The organism is Pseudoduganella sp. (assembly GCF_041914865.1).
In the GTDB taxonomy this organism is placed as follows: domain Bacteria; phylum Pseudomonadota; class Gammaproteobacteria; order Burkholderiales; family Burkholderiaceae_D; genus Rugamonas.
The window spans coordinates 1-14,753 of sequence record NZ_JAYSCO010000092.1 but is presented as its reverse complement, the minus strand read 5'-3'; the positions used below and the strand labels follow the sequence as shown (position 1 = coordinate 14,753).

Below are 14,753 nucleotides of genomic sequence, written 5' to 3'. Positions count from 1 at the left end.
CCCACGACCCCTTGGTTCGTAGCCAAGTACTCTATCCAGCTGAGCTACAGCCGCTTAAGAAGCAGGATTATATCGCATGAATTTCGTTTTGGAAAGCTTACTTACTGCCTAACTTTCCGAGCCGAAACCGGCGTTTCCTGCTATCTCCTGCACAGTTCCCCGTGCAAGGAGGCAGAATTATAAGGGGGTGTTTTCCGCTTGTCCAGTACCGCGAAACACTTTGATTTTTATTGCCTTCTCGACATTATTACTTCATTCATGAAACGTATTTCTCTCATCATGAATGAAAATTGGATTTTCATGTCGCAACGCAGCATCATTACACCTGTCTCCTCTATTCTCCTCCAAGGAAATAGAATTCGGGCCCGCAACCAGCGGGCCTTTTTTTTTATCCCATCGCGATCATCGCCGCCCGCGGCCCGCCCCAAGGGGCCAACCCCGCCATTTTCCGCGCCCTTGGTGTAGGATTGCCCATATTGGCATATAGGCATTGGCATGGACATGGCGCAATTCACCGGCGAGAGCATGGCAACCCAGGACTGGTCGCGCAGCGAACTCGGTCCGCAGGCGGAGTGGCCGCCGGCCCTGCGCCTGACGCTCGACATCATGCTGAATACGCCCCTGCCCATGCTGCTGATGTGGGGGCGCCAGCAAATCCTCCTGTTCAACCAGGCATACGCCAACAGCGCCGGTTCGGCCAATGCCAGCCCGCCGGGCGGCAGCATTCCAGTCGTGCCGCCTGCCGCCTGGAGCTGGAATCCGCAGGCGATCGAACAGGCCTGGGCCGGGCACAGCCTGTTGTTCCCGCGCCAGCCTTTAAAGCTGTGGCGCGATGGCCGCATGCTGGAAGCCAGTTTCGACCTGCATTACACGCCGGTGCGCGACAGCGACGGGGCGGTGGCCGGCATCCTGTGCACTCTGGCGCCGGCCAGTGCGCCGGCGCTGGCATCGGCCGCCAACGACGGCCAGTTGCGGATCCTGGTGGTGGAGGATAACCAGGACGCGCAATACCTGGTGTGCGAGATGCTGCACGCCTTCGGGCATGAGGTCAGCGCCGCCGCGAATGGCGAGGCGGCGCTGGAGCTGCTGGCCGGCGCCAGCTTCGATGTGCTGTTCAGCGATGTGAGCCTGCCCGGCATGAGCGGGGTCGACCTGGCGCGCCAGGCGCTGCAGCGGCAGCCGCAGCTGCGCATTGTCTTCGCCTCCGGCTACAGCGAGGCGCTGACCAGCCATCTCGACTTCCCGGCCGTCTCGATGCAGAAGCCGTACGACATCGAACAGCTGCAACAGGTGCTTAACAATTTGCGTTGAGCAACGGTGCGTCGCTGCAACGCTGGCGGCGCTACAATCGCGAGTTATGAGTCCCGATCCCCGCACGCATAACGTACTGGATAGTATGGGTGACGGCTTCGTCGTCATCGCTAGGGATTGGACCGTCCAGTACCTGAACCCGCGCGCCGCCGAACTGCTGCAGCCCTCCCCCGCCGACCCGCGCGGCCTGTCCCTGTGGAACGCCTTTCCGGCCCTGGCCGGCGGCGCCGTGGAAGCGCCGCTGCGCCGCACACTGGAGCAAGGCCTGCCGGCCACCTGCGAAATCTTCTATCTGCGCAGCCAGCGCTGGATCGAAGTGCGGGCCTGGCCGTCGCCGCTCGGCATGACCTGCCTGCTGCTCGACATCCACCAGCGCAAGCTGCACGAGCGCGGCCTGCGCGAAAGCACCAACCGCCTGCAGGTGGCGCTGGCGGCGGGCCGCCTGGGCGACTGGGAATGGGACGCGCGCAGCGGCCAGGTGCGCCTGGGCCGGCGCGCCGGGGAAATCTTCGGCCTGCCGGCGGAGATCCCGATCACGTGGCCGGTGCTGCGCGAACGCATCCTGCCCGACGACCTGCCGGCCGTGGAAGCGGCCTTCCTCGACGCCAGCGCCGCGCGGCGCGACTTCCACTCCGAGTGCCGCATCGCGCAGCGCGACGGGCAGCACTGCTGGCTGTCGATTGTCGGCCATGGCGATTTCGGCCCCGACGGCCAGCTGCGCGGCATCATCGGCATGGTGCAGGACATCAGCGCGCGCAAGGACGCCGAGGATGCGCTGCGCAACAGCGAAGAGGAACTGCGCAGCCTGGCCAACAGCATCCCGCAGCTGGCCTGGATCGCCCGCTCCGACGGCAGCATGGTGTGGTACAACGAGCGCTGGGAGGAGTACACCGGCATGAGCAGCAAGGACATGCTGGAGGGGCGCTGGGAGGAAGTCATCCCGCCCGACGTACTGCCCACCATCCTGGCGCGCTGGCACGACTCGGTGCACAGCGGCCGCCCGTTCGAGATGGAGTACCCGATCCGCGCGCGCGACGGCGAGTTCCGCTGGTTCCTGGTGCGCGCCAACCCGATGCGCGATGCGCGCGGCAACCTGCTGCGCTGGTTCGGCACCGCCACCGATGTCGACCAGGTCAAACGCGTGCAGGAGCAGCTGCGCGATGAAACCACCATCCTGGAACTGCTGCACAGCACGGGCAACGCCCTGGTGCAGCACCGCGAGCTGCCGGCGCTGCTGCAGGAAGTGACCGATGCCGCCACCCGCATCTCCGGCGCCCGCTTCGGCACCTTCTTCTACCACGGCGCGCGCGCCGACGGCGGCCGCCAGTCCATGCACACGCTGTCGGGCACGCCGCCCGCCGATTTCGAACGCCTGCCGCACCCGCAGGTACGCAGCGGCCTGGCCGTGCCGGTGCTGGCGCGCGCCGGCGAAGTGGTGGGCACCCTCTTCTTCGGCCACCCGGAAGCGCATATGTTCAATGAGCGCACCGAACGCATCGTCAGCGGCATCGCGGCCCAGGCCGGCATTGCGATCGACAATGCCCGCATGGTCGATGCGGCCCAGCGCGCCGCCGAGGAACGCAAGGTGCTGCTCGACCGCGAACGCAGCGCGCGCACGGAAGCCGAACGCAGCAGCCAGATGAAGGATGAATTCCTGGCCACGCTGTCACATGAGCTGCGCACGCCGCTGACCGCCATCCTGGGCTGGTCGCAGGTGCTGCGGCGCGGCAACCGCAGCCCGGAAGAACAGCTGCGCGGCCTGGAAACCATCGAACGCAATGCGCGCGCCCAGGCCCAGCTGATCGAGGATTTGCTGGACATGGGCCGCATCACCTCCGGCAAGGTGCTGCTCGACATGAAGCTGGTGCAGCCCTCGGTGGTGGTCGATGCCGCGCTCGACGCGGTGCGGCCGGCAGCGGAAGCCAAGGGTATCCGCCTGGAGCGCGACTTCGCCGCCACCGGCCACGTGGCGGCCGACGCCAACCGCCTGCAGCAGGTGGTGTGGAACCTGCTGACCAATGCCCTGAAATTCACCCCGCGCGGCGGCACCGTGCGCGCGGCCATCTGGGCCCAGGATGGGAATGCGGTGATCACGGTGACCGACAGCGGCATCGGCATCCGGCCCGAATTCCTGCCGCATGTGTTCGACCGCTTCCGCCAGGGCGACGCCTCCACCACGCGCCGCCATGGCGGCCTGGGGCTGGGCCTGTCCATCGTCAAGCACCTGGTCGAGCAGCACGGCGGCACCGTGCTGGCGGCCAGCGAAGGCGAAGGCATGGGCGCCAGTTTCAGCGTGCGCCTGCCGCTGGCCAGCGGCGAGCTGCGCGCCCAGCGCATGCATTTGCCGCCGCGCAGCGACAAGCTGCCGCTGCCCGATATGGGCTTGCGCGACCTGGGCGGGCTCAAAGTGTTGCTGGTAGACGACGAAGCCGATGCGCGCGACCTGATCGGCCGCATCCTGCGCGAATGCAACTGCGAGGTGCAGGCGGCCGCCAACGCGCTGGAAGCGCTGGCCCTGGCGCGCAGCGGCCAGTACGACCTGTTGCTAAGCGACATCGGCATGCCCGATGTGGACGGCTTTGAACTATTGGCGCGCATCCGCGCCATGGGGCCGGCGCGCGGCGGAAGTTTGCCGGCCATCGCCCTGACCGCCTTCGCCCGTCCGGAGGACCGCCTGCGCGCCCTGGAAAGCGGCTTCCTCGACCATGTGCCAAAACCGATAGAGCCTTCCGAATTGATAGCCACTATAGGCCGCGTGGTCATGGCCAGCCAGGGTGGCTGACACCTACCGCCACACGGGAAAATGTCCTACAAGAAACTTGTGGAAACTTTGCTAGACTAATTAATGACACGTGCGCCATGGCAAACTGTCCCAAGTTACACTAGTTCTTCAGTTCCCGAGACCGCGATGCCCAGCCCTGATGAGATCCTGAACGCCAAGATCCTGGTAGTTGACGATTGCGCCGACAACATTGACCTGATGTTGGAAATCTTGCGCGACGCCGGCTATACCAATGTCACGGCCACCATGCTGCCGGAGCAGGTTTGCCCCTTGCACCGCCAGCATTGCTACGACCTCATTTTGCTCGACCTGCAGATGCCGGAGCTGAACGGCTTCCAGGTCATGAAGAGCCTGAAGGAGATCGAACAGGACGGCTACCTGCCGGTGCTGGCCCTGACGGCCCAGCCCAGCTTCAAGATCGCCGCGCTGGAAGCCGGCGCGCGCGACTTCATCAGCAAGCCCTTCGACCTGCTGGAAGTGCACAAGCGCATCCACAATATGCTGGAAGTGCGCCTGCTGTACAAGGAACTGGCCTCCTACAGCAAGCAGCAGCAGGAACTGGCGCTGCACGATCCGCTGACCGGCCTGCCCAACCGCCGCCTGCTGGAAGACCGCATTGCCACCGCCGTGCAGCACGCGGCGCGCCAGCAGCGCCGCACCGCCGTCATGTACCTGGACCTGGACGGCTTCAAGGGCATCAACGACACCCACGGCCATGCCTACGGCGACGAGATCCTGAAGCAGGTGGCGCAGCGCCTGGTCAACTCCTCGCGCAAGGAGGACACGGTGGCGCGCATCGGTGGCGATGAATTCGTGATCGTGATGGGGGATGTGGGCACCCTGGGTGATGCCCAGGAACCGGCCACCAAGCTGATCGAGGTGGTGGCCCAGCCCTATAACGTGAACGGCCTGACCCTGCAGCTGTCGACCAGCCTCGGCATTGCCCTCTATCCGGACGACGCCACCACGGTCGACAACCTGATGCACGTGGCCGATGCCGCCTTGTACGAGGCCAAGCGCACCGGCAAGAACCGCTATTGCGTGGCCTCGTCCTGCGCGGCGCCGCCGGCCGCGCCGCAGGTGCCGGCCGCGGCGGCCTGAGCGGGCGCTGCCTCAGGTCGTTTCCGCTTCGCGCCCGATCTCGGTCGATTCCTCCACCTTGGCCGCATGCTGGTGGTCATGTTGCGCGTCCACTTTTTCGGGAGCCACTTCAATGCGCGTGATGCCGGCATCAACCGAAATCGGGTCGCTGGCCGGGAACGTCATTTCCACGGCATCGTCGAGCAATTCCTCCTTGGCTTTTTCGGCCGGCGCCATTTGCTCCTCATCGGCCAGCACGGCGATGGCCCGGGCCCAGCGCACAAAGTTGAGCTGGGCCAGGTCGCGCACCGTCTGCACGCCAAAGGCGGCGTGCAGGGCCTTGGCATCCTTGGCGCTCAGGCCGCGCAGCACACTGACCGGCGCGTCCGCCAGCTCGCGGAAACTCTTGTCCACATACTCTTTGTCAACGATGGTGTCGATATTCATGGTAGCTCCTCCATTGGACGAGTTTCCACTATGGCAGCCCCCTGCCCGCCTGACTGTGCGCAGGCGTACACAGGGCCGTGTCCGATTGAAACTGCACTTTTGACAGTGTAAAAGGGCAACGCTATGATCAGGAGGGTGGACAAGCCCAAGATCCTCGTCGTCAACGACGACGCCAACAGCCTCTTTGCGCTGACCAACCTGCTACAGCAGTGGGCGGCGCAGGAGAACTATGAAGTGGTCGCCGCGCGCTCCGGCGAGGATGCCCTGCGCGAAGTGCTGATGCACGATTTCGCCGTCATCCTGCTCGATGTGAACATGCCGGGCATGGATGGCTTTGAGACGGCGGAAGCGATCCACCAGCGGCCGCGCTCGGCCGATATCCCCATCATTTTCATCACCGCCTTCGTGGCCGACGAGCTGGACCGGCTGAAGGCTTACCAGCGCGGCGCGGTGGACTTCCTGTTCACGCCGGTGATCCCGCAGATGCTGTACGCCAAGATCAGCGTCTTCGTCTCGCTCGCCACCAAGAACGAAGAGCTGCGGCGCCAGGCCCGCCAGCTGAGCCAGCGCACCACCGACCTGATCGCCAGCAACCAGCGCCTGCTGCGCGAAATCGAAGAACGCAAGACGGCCGAGCGGGCCAGCCACGCCAAGGATGAATTCCTGGCCATGCTGGGCCATGAGCTGCGCAATCCGCTGTCCGCCATCAGCAGCGCCGCGTCGTTGATCGGCCTGCCCGGGGTGCCGGCCGACAGCGTGGGCCATGCCAAGAAAATCATCCAGCGCCAGAGCCGCCACCTGGGCCGCATCGTGGACGACCTGCTCGACCTGAGCCGCGCCATGTCGGGCAAGATCCTGCTGAACCGCATGCCGCTCGACCTGGCCGCCCTGCTGAACACGACGCTCGACACCTTCCGCGCCACCGGCCGCCTGGCCGATTACGAACTGGTGGCCGACATCGCGCCGTGCTGGGTGAATGGCGACGCCACGCGCCTGGAACAGGTGTTCAGCAACCTGCTGGACAATGCGCTCAAGTACACGCCACCCGGCGGGCGTATCGAAGTGATCGCAGACAGCGATGGCGACGAGGTATCCATCAGCGTCCACGACAGCGGGGTCGGCATCCCGGCCGAGCTGCTGCCGCAGGTGTTTGACGTCTTCGTGCAGGGCACCAGCACGCTGGACCGCGCGCAAGGCGGCCTGGGCATCGGCCTGGCCCTGGTGCGGCGCCTGGTGGAACTGCACGGCGGCAATGTCTATGCTGAAAGCGCCGGTCCCGGCGAAGGCAGCACCTTTACCCTGCACCTGCCGTGCATTGAGCATATAACCGAAACAAAGGCGCCCCCCATGGATACGAGCGAGCAGGCCAAGCCAGCAGTGCTGCTGGTGGAAGACAATGACGATGGCCGTGAAATGATGGCCATGATGCTGAGCTGCTACGGCTACCCGGTGCAGCACGCGGCCGATGGTTTCCAGGGCCTGGCCACGGCAGCTGCGGCGCGGCCCGATATCGCGCTGGTCGATATCGGCCTGCCCGGCATCGACGGCTACGAGGTGGCGCGCCGCATGCGCGCCAACCCGGACACCCACCACATCAAGCTGATCGCCCTGACCGGCTACGGCCTGGCCGACGACCAGCGGCGCGTGATGGAGGCCGGCTTCGACATGCACCTGGTGAAGCCGGTCGATGTCGACCAGCTGCTGCGCGCCATCAACGAGTGCCTGGCGCGCGCCCCTGCGACTGCCCGGACGTGATGCCCGCCAGGCGCGGCGGCACGAATTCGACTTCGTCCTTGCGCGCCTCGATCTCGCGCGCCATGCCCTGCAGGTCCAGTCCGGACTGGCGCGCTTTGGGGAACATCTCGCCCTCCTCTTCCTTGACGTGGTGCTCGATGTATTCGCCCAGCACCTTGACCTTGGCGTCGAACAGGTCGTCGTGCGGGTCCATCTCACTGATCTGGGCGATCAGGTCCTTGGCGGTGGAATGCTCGACCGTGGCCTCGTCCACCAGGTCTTCCGCCTCCCTGCTGTCGGCACGCAGCGCCGGATAGAAAATTTCCTCTTCCGCCGTGGCGTGCTTGGTCAGCTCCAGGCAGATCTTGTCGGCCAGCTTCTTCTTGCTGGCAAAGGCGCGCTCGCCCAGCTCCTCGTATTCCTTGAACATGGCCTTGACGTTGGCGTGGTCTTGTTTAAGCAGTGCAATAGCATCTTTCATTTCCGCCTCCTCCTTTGTGAGCTGCCAGCTTGGCAGCCACACTGCTGACTGTATGTGCGCCACCTCACCACCATCCTCATGTATGATCGGGGCAATAAACATGGACTACCAAACATATGTCTGCCACCACGGACGCCGCTGAGCTCAGGGAGCTGCTGGGTTACGTCAACAATTGCTGGGACGAGGAGCGGCGTGCCTTGTCGCGCCAGATGCACGACAGCCTGGGCTCGTCGCTGACGGCGCTGACCATGCACCTGGGTTTGCTCACTTCCAAACTGCCGCCGGAGCCGGCGTTGCTGGACCGCGCGGCGCAGATGAAAAACCTGCTGCACAACATCATCGAGACCAACCGCGCCATGCAGCACAAGCTGTGGAACGACAAGCTGGAGTTCCTCGGCATGCGCGTGGCGCTGGGCGAGCTGGTGGCGCAGTTTGCTGCGGAGCAGCAGATGGCGGCCCGCTGCAGCTTGCCGGACGACGAACCGGCCTGCCCGCGCGCGCATCGCGTGGTACTGCTGCGGGTGGCGGAAGAAGGCCTGCGCAACGTGGCGGCGCACGCCCGCGCCAGCAACGTGGAAGTGATCGTGGACGATATGGACGACAGCATCACGCTGATGGTCAAGGACGATGGCATCGGCCCGGTGGACGGCGCCACCGAGCCGGCTCACTGGCAAGGCTGCTATGGCTTGCGCATGCTGCGCGAACGCGCCCGCTTCCTCGGCGGCAGCCTGTCGCTGGCCGCGAACGGCAGCCGCGGCAGCGTGCTCAGCGTCACCCTGCCCAAGCCGCCCATTCCCGCCAACTGAACAGCCGGCGCTGCCGCTTCAGCCGCGCCGGCCGCCGCGCCGCAGCGCCATCAGCGCCGACAGCGGCAGCGCCAGCGCCCCCAGGCCAAACCACAGCCACTCCGGCACATGGAAACCATGCTCGGCCTCATACGCCGCGGCCGGCGCAATGGCGCGGTGTACCTCGGGCCGGGCCGGGTTGTAGTACACCGTGACCGCATCGCCCACGCGGCGCGCCTGGCAAGCCGCCGGATCGAGTGCCATGCCCCGGCGCCGCTTGCCGTCAACCTCGAAGTCATACCACCAGCGCCCGTTCAGGCGGCACTCGAGCAGCGCGACGCGGCCGGTGGCCGTGGCGTGCTGGCGCGCCAGCTGCGCCACGTCCTCGGCCCGGTTGTAACACCCGCCCAACAGCAGGCCGGCGGCCAGCAGCGCCGTACGGGAAGCGGCGCGCATCAATGCAGCTTGACGAGCGGCGTGGCCCGTTTGACGAGGAAGCGCGCCAGCGCCAGCACGCCGGTACGGATGGTGCCCAGCACGGCCTGGTGGTGCAGCAGGTGCAGGCTGACATACATCATGCGCGCGAAGAAGCCTTCGACGAACCAGTTGAAGCCGCGCAGCGAGCCCATCAGGCTGCCGACCGAGGTCGACTGGCCGAACGACACCAGCGAACCGTAGTCGCGGTAGGCGTAGGGCTTGCCCTGCGGCGCCTTGCCGCGCGCCTCGCGCAGGAAAGTCTCGAGCAGGTAATCGGCCTGCTGGTGCGCCGCCTGCGCGCGCGGCGGCACCGGTTTGCCATCCGGGCCCAGGCACAGGGCGCAGTCGCCGAGCGCATACACGCCCGGCACGCCCTTCACCTGCAGGTCGCCGGTGACTTCGATCTGGCCGCCCTTGGCCACCGGCAGGCCGAGCGTGGCGAGGAAGGCCGGCGCCTTGATGCCGGCCGCCCACACCACGATGTCGGAAGGATAGCGCTGCTCGCCCACGCTGACGTGGTCGGGCGCGATGGCGGTGACACGGCAGTCGGTCACGACCTTGATGCCGCGCTCGTTGAGCAGCTTGAGGGCGGCGCCGGAAACGCGCTCCGGCAACGGCGCCAGGATGCGCGGCGCGCCCTCCAGCAGCGTGATGCGCACGTCGCGCACCGGATCCAGGTGGCCGAAACCGTAGGAGGTGTACACGCCGCTGGCCTCACGCAGCTCGGCGGCCAGCTCGACGCCGGTGGCGCCGCCGCCGATGATCACCACGTCGACCCCGGCCGCGCCGTCCTGCCCCTTCTGCAAGGCGGCCTTGGTCAGCAGCTTGAGCAGGGTCAGGCGGAAGCGCTCCGCATCTTCGGTGGCATTCAGGGAAATGGTGTTTTCGGCCGCGCCCGGCACGCCGAAATAGTTGGAAGTGCTGCCGACCGCCATCACCAGCGAGTCGTAGCCGATGCGGCGTTCCGGCAGGACGGCCTCGCCGCCTTCGCTGGTGATGGCCGCCACGGTCAGCTCCCGGGCAGCGGCATCGAGCGCCGTCATGGCGCCGTAGACATAGGTGAAACCGTTGTCGTGCGCCAGCATCTGGTAGGACAGGCCCTCCTGGTGGATGTCCAGGGTGCCTGCCGCCACTTCGTGCAAGGAAGGCTTCCAGATATGGTAAAGCCGGCTGTCCACCAGCATTACCTGTTGCGGGCCAAGTTTGCGGCCCAGTTTGCAGGCGAGTTCAAGGCCGCCTGCGCCACCACCAACGATCACATATTTGCTTCGCAAACAGCTCTCCTAAAGTCGGCGGCGAGCCCGGCCGCCCCGGTCAGTCCTTGTCTTTATGCTTGCCGTGGCCGTGGCCATGGCCCTTGTCCTTGTGCTTGCCGTGGCCGCGGTCGTGGTCGTGGTCATCGCGGCGGTCGTAGTCGCGGCGGTCGCGGTGTTCCTCGCGGTAGCGCGGCGCGTACTCGTTGGTGTACCAGTCATCGCGCACGAAATAGACGTTGCGCGAGCAGGCATTGTACTTATGGCAGTGCTTGTCCCATTTCTTGGCATGGCCAGGCGGCACGCGCAGGTACATCGGCTCGGCGATGATGCGCGCCGGGCGCTGGATAATCACAGGCTGCGGATACAGCACCGGCGGCGGCGCCATATTGCCAAGGTCGATGCGGCCGTAGAAGCCTGGCTGGCCGACGGTAACGGAAACGCCGACGTCGGTGGCGAAGGCAGAAGTGCTGAGCGCCAGCATGGCGGCGGCTAAGAGCTGGGTCTTCATGATTGTGATTATATAAGTAGTTGAAAAAGTGCGTTGCGCACCGGTTATTGTATCAAGGCAATTTCGAGCCGCTACGTGCGCCACCGCACATATCATCCTGAAAGCAACAGTTTTCAGGCATGCGCGCCGAGCGCCGTACGCAGCTCGGCGATCGCGCGGTTGGCCTGGGCAATGACCTTGTCGGCGATGCGCTTGCGCACCGCCTGCACCCGGCCCGCCGCTTCCGCCTCCAGCATCAGCGGCGTCAGCAGCTGGGTCGCCGATTCGTGGAAGCTGGCGGCAATGCGGTCCAGCTGGCGGCCGAAGGCGGCCTGCACCTCCTGCAGGCGCTTGCGCAGTTCCTCCTCGAAGGCACGGCGCCGGTCCTGGATCTCGGACCGCTTGCGCCGGCCGGCATCGGCAAACCATTTGAAGGCCCCGGCCAGCAGCACCGCGCCGCCGACAAAGGGCGCGGCCGGCGCCACCACCGGCAGCACCACGGCCACGCCGAACAGGTAGGCGGCCGTGCCGGTGCTGGCGGCCGCCACGGCGCTGCCCATCAGGGTGATATTGGCGGCGGTATCGACCGTCTGCGCCAGGCGCGTGCCGACGCGCATGCGCGGCATCAGGCGCGCCAGCGTGGCATGGTGCTGGCGCTCAAACACGGTGGACTGGGTCAGGCGGATATCCGACTGGAACAGCGACAAGTCGTGCTGCAAAAGGTCGAGCACCTCCTCCTTGCGCCGCACCACGCGGTCGAGGCGCGATTCCATCTCCTTGCCAAACTGGGCGCCGCTGGCCTGCTCTTTGGCGTCCGGATTGGCGGCCAGGGCCAGCTCGATGGCATTGCCGGCATCGTGCACGGCGTCCTCGATATCCTGGGCCAGCACCCGGCGTTCATAGGCAATGCGCGCATCGACCAGTGCCAGCCGCTGCTGCACCTGGTGGCGCAGCTGCTGCGCCGTCGCCAGCAGGCTGGCGGCATTCGCTTCGCAGGCCAGCATGGCGCTGTCGTGCTCGCGGTAGCTCTCGATGCCCTGGCAAATGGTGGTGACGGCGCGCTCCACCGCGTCCTGCAATTCCTGCTGGCTCATCAGCCCACCGTGGTAGCCGCGCGCGTGGTTGAGCAGTTCCGTGTGGCCCATATTGCGGCCAAACTCCGCCACCGCGTCGGCCAGGCCCTTGCCCTTGACCAGCTTGCGCGCCTGCTGGCCCAGGTTGCTGAGCAGGCGGCGCTCTTCCTCGGGCGGCAGGCCAAACAGTTGCTCGGCACTCAATTTGATGTGCAAGGCTTTGGCAATTTTGTGCGCCAGCGGACGCGCCGCCGTGCCCTGCAGCGCAAGCAGCGGCTTCATCAGGTTGAAGGCGCTATGCCGCGCCGCATCGCCGACCGTCGGGCTGGAGCGGCTTAGCGCCTGCAAGGCCCAATCGACCGTGACATCGCATTCGATCGCATTGAGCATGAGGGCGGTGAAGACGGCGGAGGCACGGCCATCGCCGGCCAGGTCGGTCACAGCGGCAAACTGCGCCAGGGTCATGGTGCCGTCAGTGCGCGCGATCGCGCCCACAGTGCGGGCCAGGGCGGAGGTGAAGCTTTGGTCGGTGGAGAGATGTTCGTCGAGGCAGCGCAGCAAAACAGCGTGCTCGGGGGCAGCCGGCGCCGACGCGGCTGGTGGGGTGACGCTGGCGGCTCCATAAGTGCTTTGCACAAATACTCCGTTCGCTCAGTCCAGGCTAATGGCATTCTAGACCAAGCGTGGTCAGCACCCAAACAGTTTCAGCAGCCCCGCCGTCGCGCCGATAATGACGGTTGTCTGGAACAGCATCCAGCGAAAAGTCTCCGCCCTTTGCTTCGCCATTGCCAGCTCGAATTTGTGCTCAGAATCATGTAAGTCGGACATATGTGCGACCGGATCGGGTTTGTTCGTGGACATGGTACGCTCCTTGGTCAGAAAGCGTCATTGTCCCGCGCCTACGGTGCGGGCTCTGTGGCCAAAATCAAAGTCTCTTTGATTTCTTCCATGACGACGTAGGACTTGGACTGCGCCGCACCCGGAAGGTTCAACAGCATATCGCCCAGCAGCTTGCGGTATTCCGCCATCTCATGGATGCGGGCCTTGATCAGGTAATCGAAATCGCCCGACACCAGGTGGCATTCCTGCACTTCCGGAATACGCAGCACCTCGCGCCGGAACTGCTCGAAATGACTGGCCGATTTCTGGTTCAGCGTGATCTCCACGAACACCAGCAGGCTGGCCCCCAGCGCGCGCGGATTCAGGCGCGCGTGGTAGCCGGAAATCACCCCGTCGCGCTCCATGCGCTTGACGCGCTCGATGGTGGGCGTGATCGACAAGCCCACCTGCTCGCTCAAGTCCTTCATGGCGATGCGCGCGTCCTCCTGCAGGATGCGCAGTATTTTCCTGTCAATCTTGTCCAGGCCACGGACCGATTCCTTCTGGATTCGCATGATTTTTTACTGTTTTGACGGTCTTATATAGTAACAAATACTAGGGAAAACTACCTATCATAGCAAAATAATCCGCAACAAATATTCCGGAGGCAATCCATGCGCGTAGTTATCCTTGGCAGCGGCGTCATTGGCGTCACCAGTGCTTATTACCTGGCCCAGGCCGGCCACGACGTCACCGTCCTCGACCGCCAGCCCGGCCCTGCCCTGGAAACCAGCTTCGCCAACGCCGGCCAGATCTCGCCCGGCTACGCCTCGCCCTGGGCCGCCCCCGGCATCCCGCTGAAAGCCATGAAATGGATGCTGCAGCGCCACGCGCCGCTCTCCATCACCCCGGACGGCACCACCTTCCAGCTGAAATGGATGTGGCAGATGCTGCGCAACTGCAATGCCGAATCCTACGCCATCAACAAAGAACGCATGGTGCGCCTGGCCGAATACAGCCGCGACTGCTTTAAAGTGCTGCGCGCCGCCACCGGCATCGAATACGAAGGCCGCCAGAAAGGCACCACCCAGCTGTTCCGCACCCAGGCCCAGCTGGACGGCGCCGCCAAGGATATCGAAGTCCTGAAAGAAACCGGCGTACCCTACGAACTGCTGACCGGCGCCGAGCTGATGAAGGCCGAGCCAGGCCTGGCCGCCTCGCAGCACAAACTGGTCGGCGGCCTGCGCCTGCCGAACGACGAAACCGGCGACTGCCAGCTGTTCACCACCCGCCTGGAAGCGATGGCCAAGGAGCTGGGCGTGAGATTCCGCTACGGCGTGCAGATCGAGCGCCTGGTGATGGAAGGCGACAAAGTCAAAGGCGTGCAATGCGGCGCCGAGCTGGTGCAGGCGGACTCCTTCGTGGTGGCGCTGGGCGCCTACTCCACCCCGTTCCTGAAAGAACTGTTCGAAATCCCGGTCTACCCGCTGAAAGGCTACTCGATCACCGTGCCGATCGTCGATGGCGACAAAGCCCCGACTTCGACCATCCTGGACGAAACGTACAAGATTGCCGTGACCCGCTTCGACGACCGTATCCGCGTCGGCGGCATGGCCGAGATCGCAGGCTACAACACCAAGCTCAACCCACGCCGCCGCGAAACGCTGGAAATGGTGGTGAACGACCTGTTCCCCGGCGCCGGCAACACCGCCGAAGCCACGTTCTGGACCGGCCTGCGCCCGATGACCCCGGACGGCACCCCGGTGGTGGGCCGCACCGCCATCCGCAACCTGTTCACCAACACCGGCCACGGCACGCTGGGCTGGACCATGAGCTGCGGCTCCGCCCAGCTGCTGGCCGACATCATGTCCGCCAAGCGCCCCGCCATCTTCGCCGACGACCTCTCGGCCGCCCGCTACAGCGAAGAACGCAGCACCCGCCAGCCGCAACTCGCCGGCGCCTGAGAAATTCGGGGTCAGGTCTGACAATCGGACAATCTATGCGCTTCGCGCATAGATTGT

At 65.4% G+C, this 14,753-nt stretch carries 14 protein-coding genes; 6 read left to right on the top strand and 8 right to left on the bottom strand.

Annotated features, from left to right (window positions below):
- Positions 1-495 precede the first annotated feature (495 nt).
- The 3 genes from ACE3TQ_RS25800 (at position 496) to ACE3TQ_RS25790 (ending at position 5,194) form a co-directional block, all read left to right on the top strand.
- Positions 496-1,311 carry a response regulator gene (locus ACE3TQ_RS25800; protein ID WP_374586438.1) on the top strand — a complete coding sequence of 272 codons (816 nt, stop codon included), beginning with the start codon at positions 496-498 and terminating at the stop codon, positions 1,309-1,311.
- Between the two features lie 46 nt (positions 1,312-1,357).
- Positions 1,358-4,093: an ATP-binding protein gene (locus ACE3TQ_RS25795; RefSeq protein ID WP_374586436.1), complete on the top strand. Its 2,736-nt coding sequence runs from the start codon at positions 1,358-1,360 to the stop codon at positions 4,091-4,093.
- 126 nt (positions 4,094-4,219) lie between these two features.
- Complete coding sequence (locus ACE3TQ_RS25790; protein WP_374586434.1) at positions 4,220-5,194, top strand: diguanylate cyclase domain-containing protein; 975 nt, start codon at positions 4,220-4,222, stop codon at positions 5,192-5,194.
- Positions 5,195-5,206: 12 nt separating this feature from the next.
- On the opposite strand, the gene ACE3TQ_RS25785 is transcribed toward ACE3TQ_RS25790, so the two are convergent.
- Complete coding sequence (locus ACE3TQ_RS25785; RefSeq protein ID WP_374586432.1) at positions 5,207-5,620, bottom strand: hypothetical protein; 414 nt, start codon at positions 5,618-5,620, stop codon at positions 5,207-5,209.
- 123 nt (positions 5,621-5,743) lie between these two features.
- On the opposite strand from ACE3TQ_RS25785, the gene ACE3TQ_RS25780 reads away from it, so the two are divergent.
- Positions 5,744-7,375, top strand: coding sequence for a response regulator (locus ACE3TQ_RS25780; protein WP_374586430.1), 1,632 nt, complete (start codon positions 5,744-5,746; stop codon positions 7,373-7,375).
- Here the strand turns inward: ACE3TQ_RS25780 and ACE3TQ_RS25775 are convergent.
- The gene (locus ACE3TQ_RS25775) at positions 7,332-7,835 is read right to left on the bottom strand and encodes a hemerythrin domain-containing protein (RefSeq protein WP_374586428.1); all 504 of its coding nucleotides are present in this window, start codon (positions 7,833-7,835) and stop codon (positions 7,332-7,334) included. The genes ACE3TQ_RS25780 and ACE3TQ_RS25775 overlap by 44 nt on opposite strands.
- Positions 7,836-7,951: 116 nt before the next feature.
- Here ACE3TQ_RS25775 and ACE3TQ_RS25770 point away from each other — a divergent pair, with 116 nt between their 5' ends.
- On the top strand, positions 7,952-8,641 hold the full coding sequence (locus tag ACE3TQ_RS25770) for a sensor histidine kinase (RefSeq protein WP_374586427.1): 690 nt from the start codon (positions 7,952-7,954) through the stop codon (positions 8,639-8,641).
- Between the two features lie 18 nt (positions 8,642-8,659).
- On the opposite strand, the gene ACE3TQ_RS25765 is transcribed toward ACE3TQ_RS25770, so the two are convergent.
- The 6 genes from ACE3TQ_RS25765 to ACE3TQ_RS25740 form a co-directional block, all read right to left on the bottom strand.
- On the bottom strand, positions 8,660-9,076 hold the full coding sequence (locus tag ACE3TQ_RS25765) for a DUF3592 domain-containing protein (protein WP_374586425.1): 417 nt from the start codon (positions 9,074-9,076) through the stop codon (positions 8,660-8,662).
- Positions 9,076-10,371, bottom strand: coding sequence for an NAD(P)/FAD-dependent oxidoreductase (locus ACE3TQ_RS25760; RefSeq protein ID WP_374586423.1), 1,296 nt, complete (start codon positions 10,369-10,371; stop codon positions 9,076-9,078). The genes ACE3TQ_RS25765 and ACE3TQ_RS25760 overlap by 1 nt, the downstream gene beginning before the upstream one ends.
- A gap of 40 nt (positions 10,372-10,411) precedes the next feature.
- Entirely contained in the window at positions 10,412-10,861 is a 450-nt protein-coding gene (locus ACE3TQ_RS25755) for a hypothetical protein (RefSeq protein WP_374586420.1), read from the bottom strand.
- Positions 10,862-10,974: 113 nt separating this feature from the next.
- The gene (locus ACE3TQ_RS25750) at positions 10,975-12,549 is read right to left on the bottom strand and encodes a hypothetical protein (protein ID WP_374586418.1); all 1,575 of its coding nucleotides are present in this window, start codon (positions 12,547-12,549) and stop codon (positions 10,975-10,977) included.
- A 51-nt stretch (positions 12,550-12,600) separates the two neighbouring features.
- Positions 12,601-12,774 (bottom strand): hypothetical protein, encoded by a 174-nt coding sequence (locus ACE3TQ_RS25745; RefSeq protein ID WP_374586416.1) that lies wholly within the window; start codon positions 12,772-12,774, stop codon positions 12,601-12,603.
- Positions 12,775-12,812: 38 nt separating this feature from the next.
- A complete protein-coding gene (locus tag ACE3TQ_RS25740) occupies positions 12,813-13,307 on the bottom strand; it encodes an Lrp/AsnC ligand binding domain-containing protein (protein WP_374586414.1) in 495 nt (164 codons plus the stop codon).
- A gap of 99 nt (positions 13,308-13,406) precedes the next feature.
- Here ACE3TQ_RS25740 and ACE3TQ_RS25735 point away from each other — a divergent pair, with 99 nt between their 5' ends.
- Positions 13,407-14,696: a D-amino acid dehydrogenase gene (locus ACE3TQ_RS25735; RefSeq protein WP_374586412.1), complete on the top strand. Its 1,290-nt coding sequence runs from the start codon at positions 13,407-13,409 to the stop codon at positions 14,694-14,696.
- Positions 14,697-14,753 lie beyond the last annotated feature (57 nt).

What these genes read in the sequence shown, in the direction of transcription:
- ACE3TQ_RS25800 (WP_374586438.1), top strand. Translation starts at nt 496, where the DNA reads ATGGACATGGCGCAATTCACCGGCGAGAGCATGGCAACCCAGGACTGG.
- ACE3TQ_RS25795 (WP_374586436.1), top strand. Translation starts at nt 1,358, where the DNA reads ATGAGTCCCGATCCCCGCACGCATAACGTACTGGATAGTATGGGTGAC.
- ACE3TQ_RS25790 (WP_374586434.1), top strand. Translation starts at nt 4,220, where the DNA reads ATGCCCAGCCCTGATGAGATCCTGAACGCCAAGATCCTGGTAGTTGAC.
- ACE3TQ_RS25785 (WP_374586432.1), bottom strand. Translation starts at nt 5,620, where the DNA reads ATGAATATCGACACCATCGTTGACAAAGAGTATGTGGACAAGAGTTTC.
- ACE3TQ_RS25780 (WP_374586430.1), top strand. Translation starts at nt 5,744, where the DNA reads ATGATCAGGAGGGTGGACAAGCCCAAGATCCTCGTCGTCAACGACGAC.
- ACE3TQ_RS25775 (WP_374586428.1), bottom strand. Translation starts at nt 7,835, where the DNA reads ATGAAAGATGCTATTGCACTGCTTAAACAAGACCACGCCAACGTCAAG.
- ACE3TQ_RS25770 (WP_374586427.1), top strand. Translation starts at nt 7,952, where the DNA reads ATGTCTGCCACCACGGACGCCGCTGAGCTCAGGGAGCTGCTGGGTTAC.
- ACE3TQ_RS25765 (WP_374586425.1), bottom strand. Translation starts at nt 9,076, where the DNA reads ATGCGCGCCGCTTCCCGTACGGCGCTGCTGGCCGCCGGCCTGCTGTTG.
- ACE3TQ_RS25755 (WP_374586420.1), bottom strand. Translation starts at nt 10,861, where the DNA reads ATGAAGACCCAGCTCTTAGCCGCCGCCATGCTGGCGCTCAGCACTTCT.
- ACE3TQ_RS25745 (WP_374586416.1), bottom strand. Translation starts at nt 12,774, where the DNA reads ATGTCCACGAACAAACCCGATCCGGTCGCACATATGTCCGACTTACAT.
- ACE3TQ_RS25740 (WP_374586414.1), bottom strand. Translation starts at nt 13,307, where the DNA reads ATGCGAATCCAGAAGGAATCGGTCCGTGGCCTGGACAAGATTGACAGG.
- ACE3TQ_RS25735 (WP_374586412.1), top strand. Translation starts at nt 13,407, where the DNA reads ATGCGCGTAGTTATCCTTGGCAGCGGCGTCATTGGCGTCACCAGTGCT.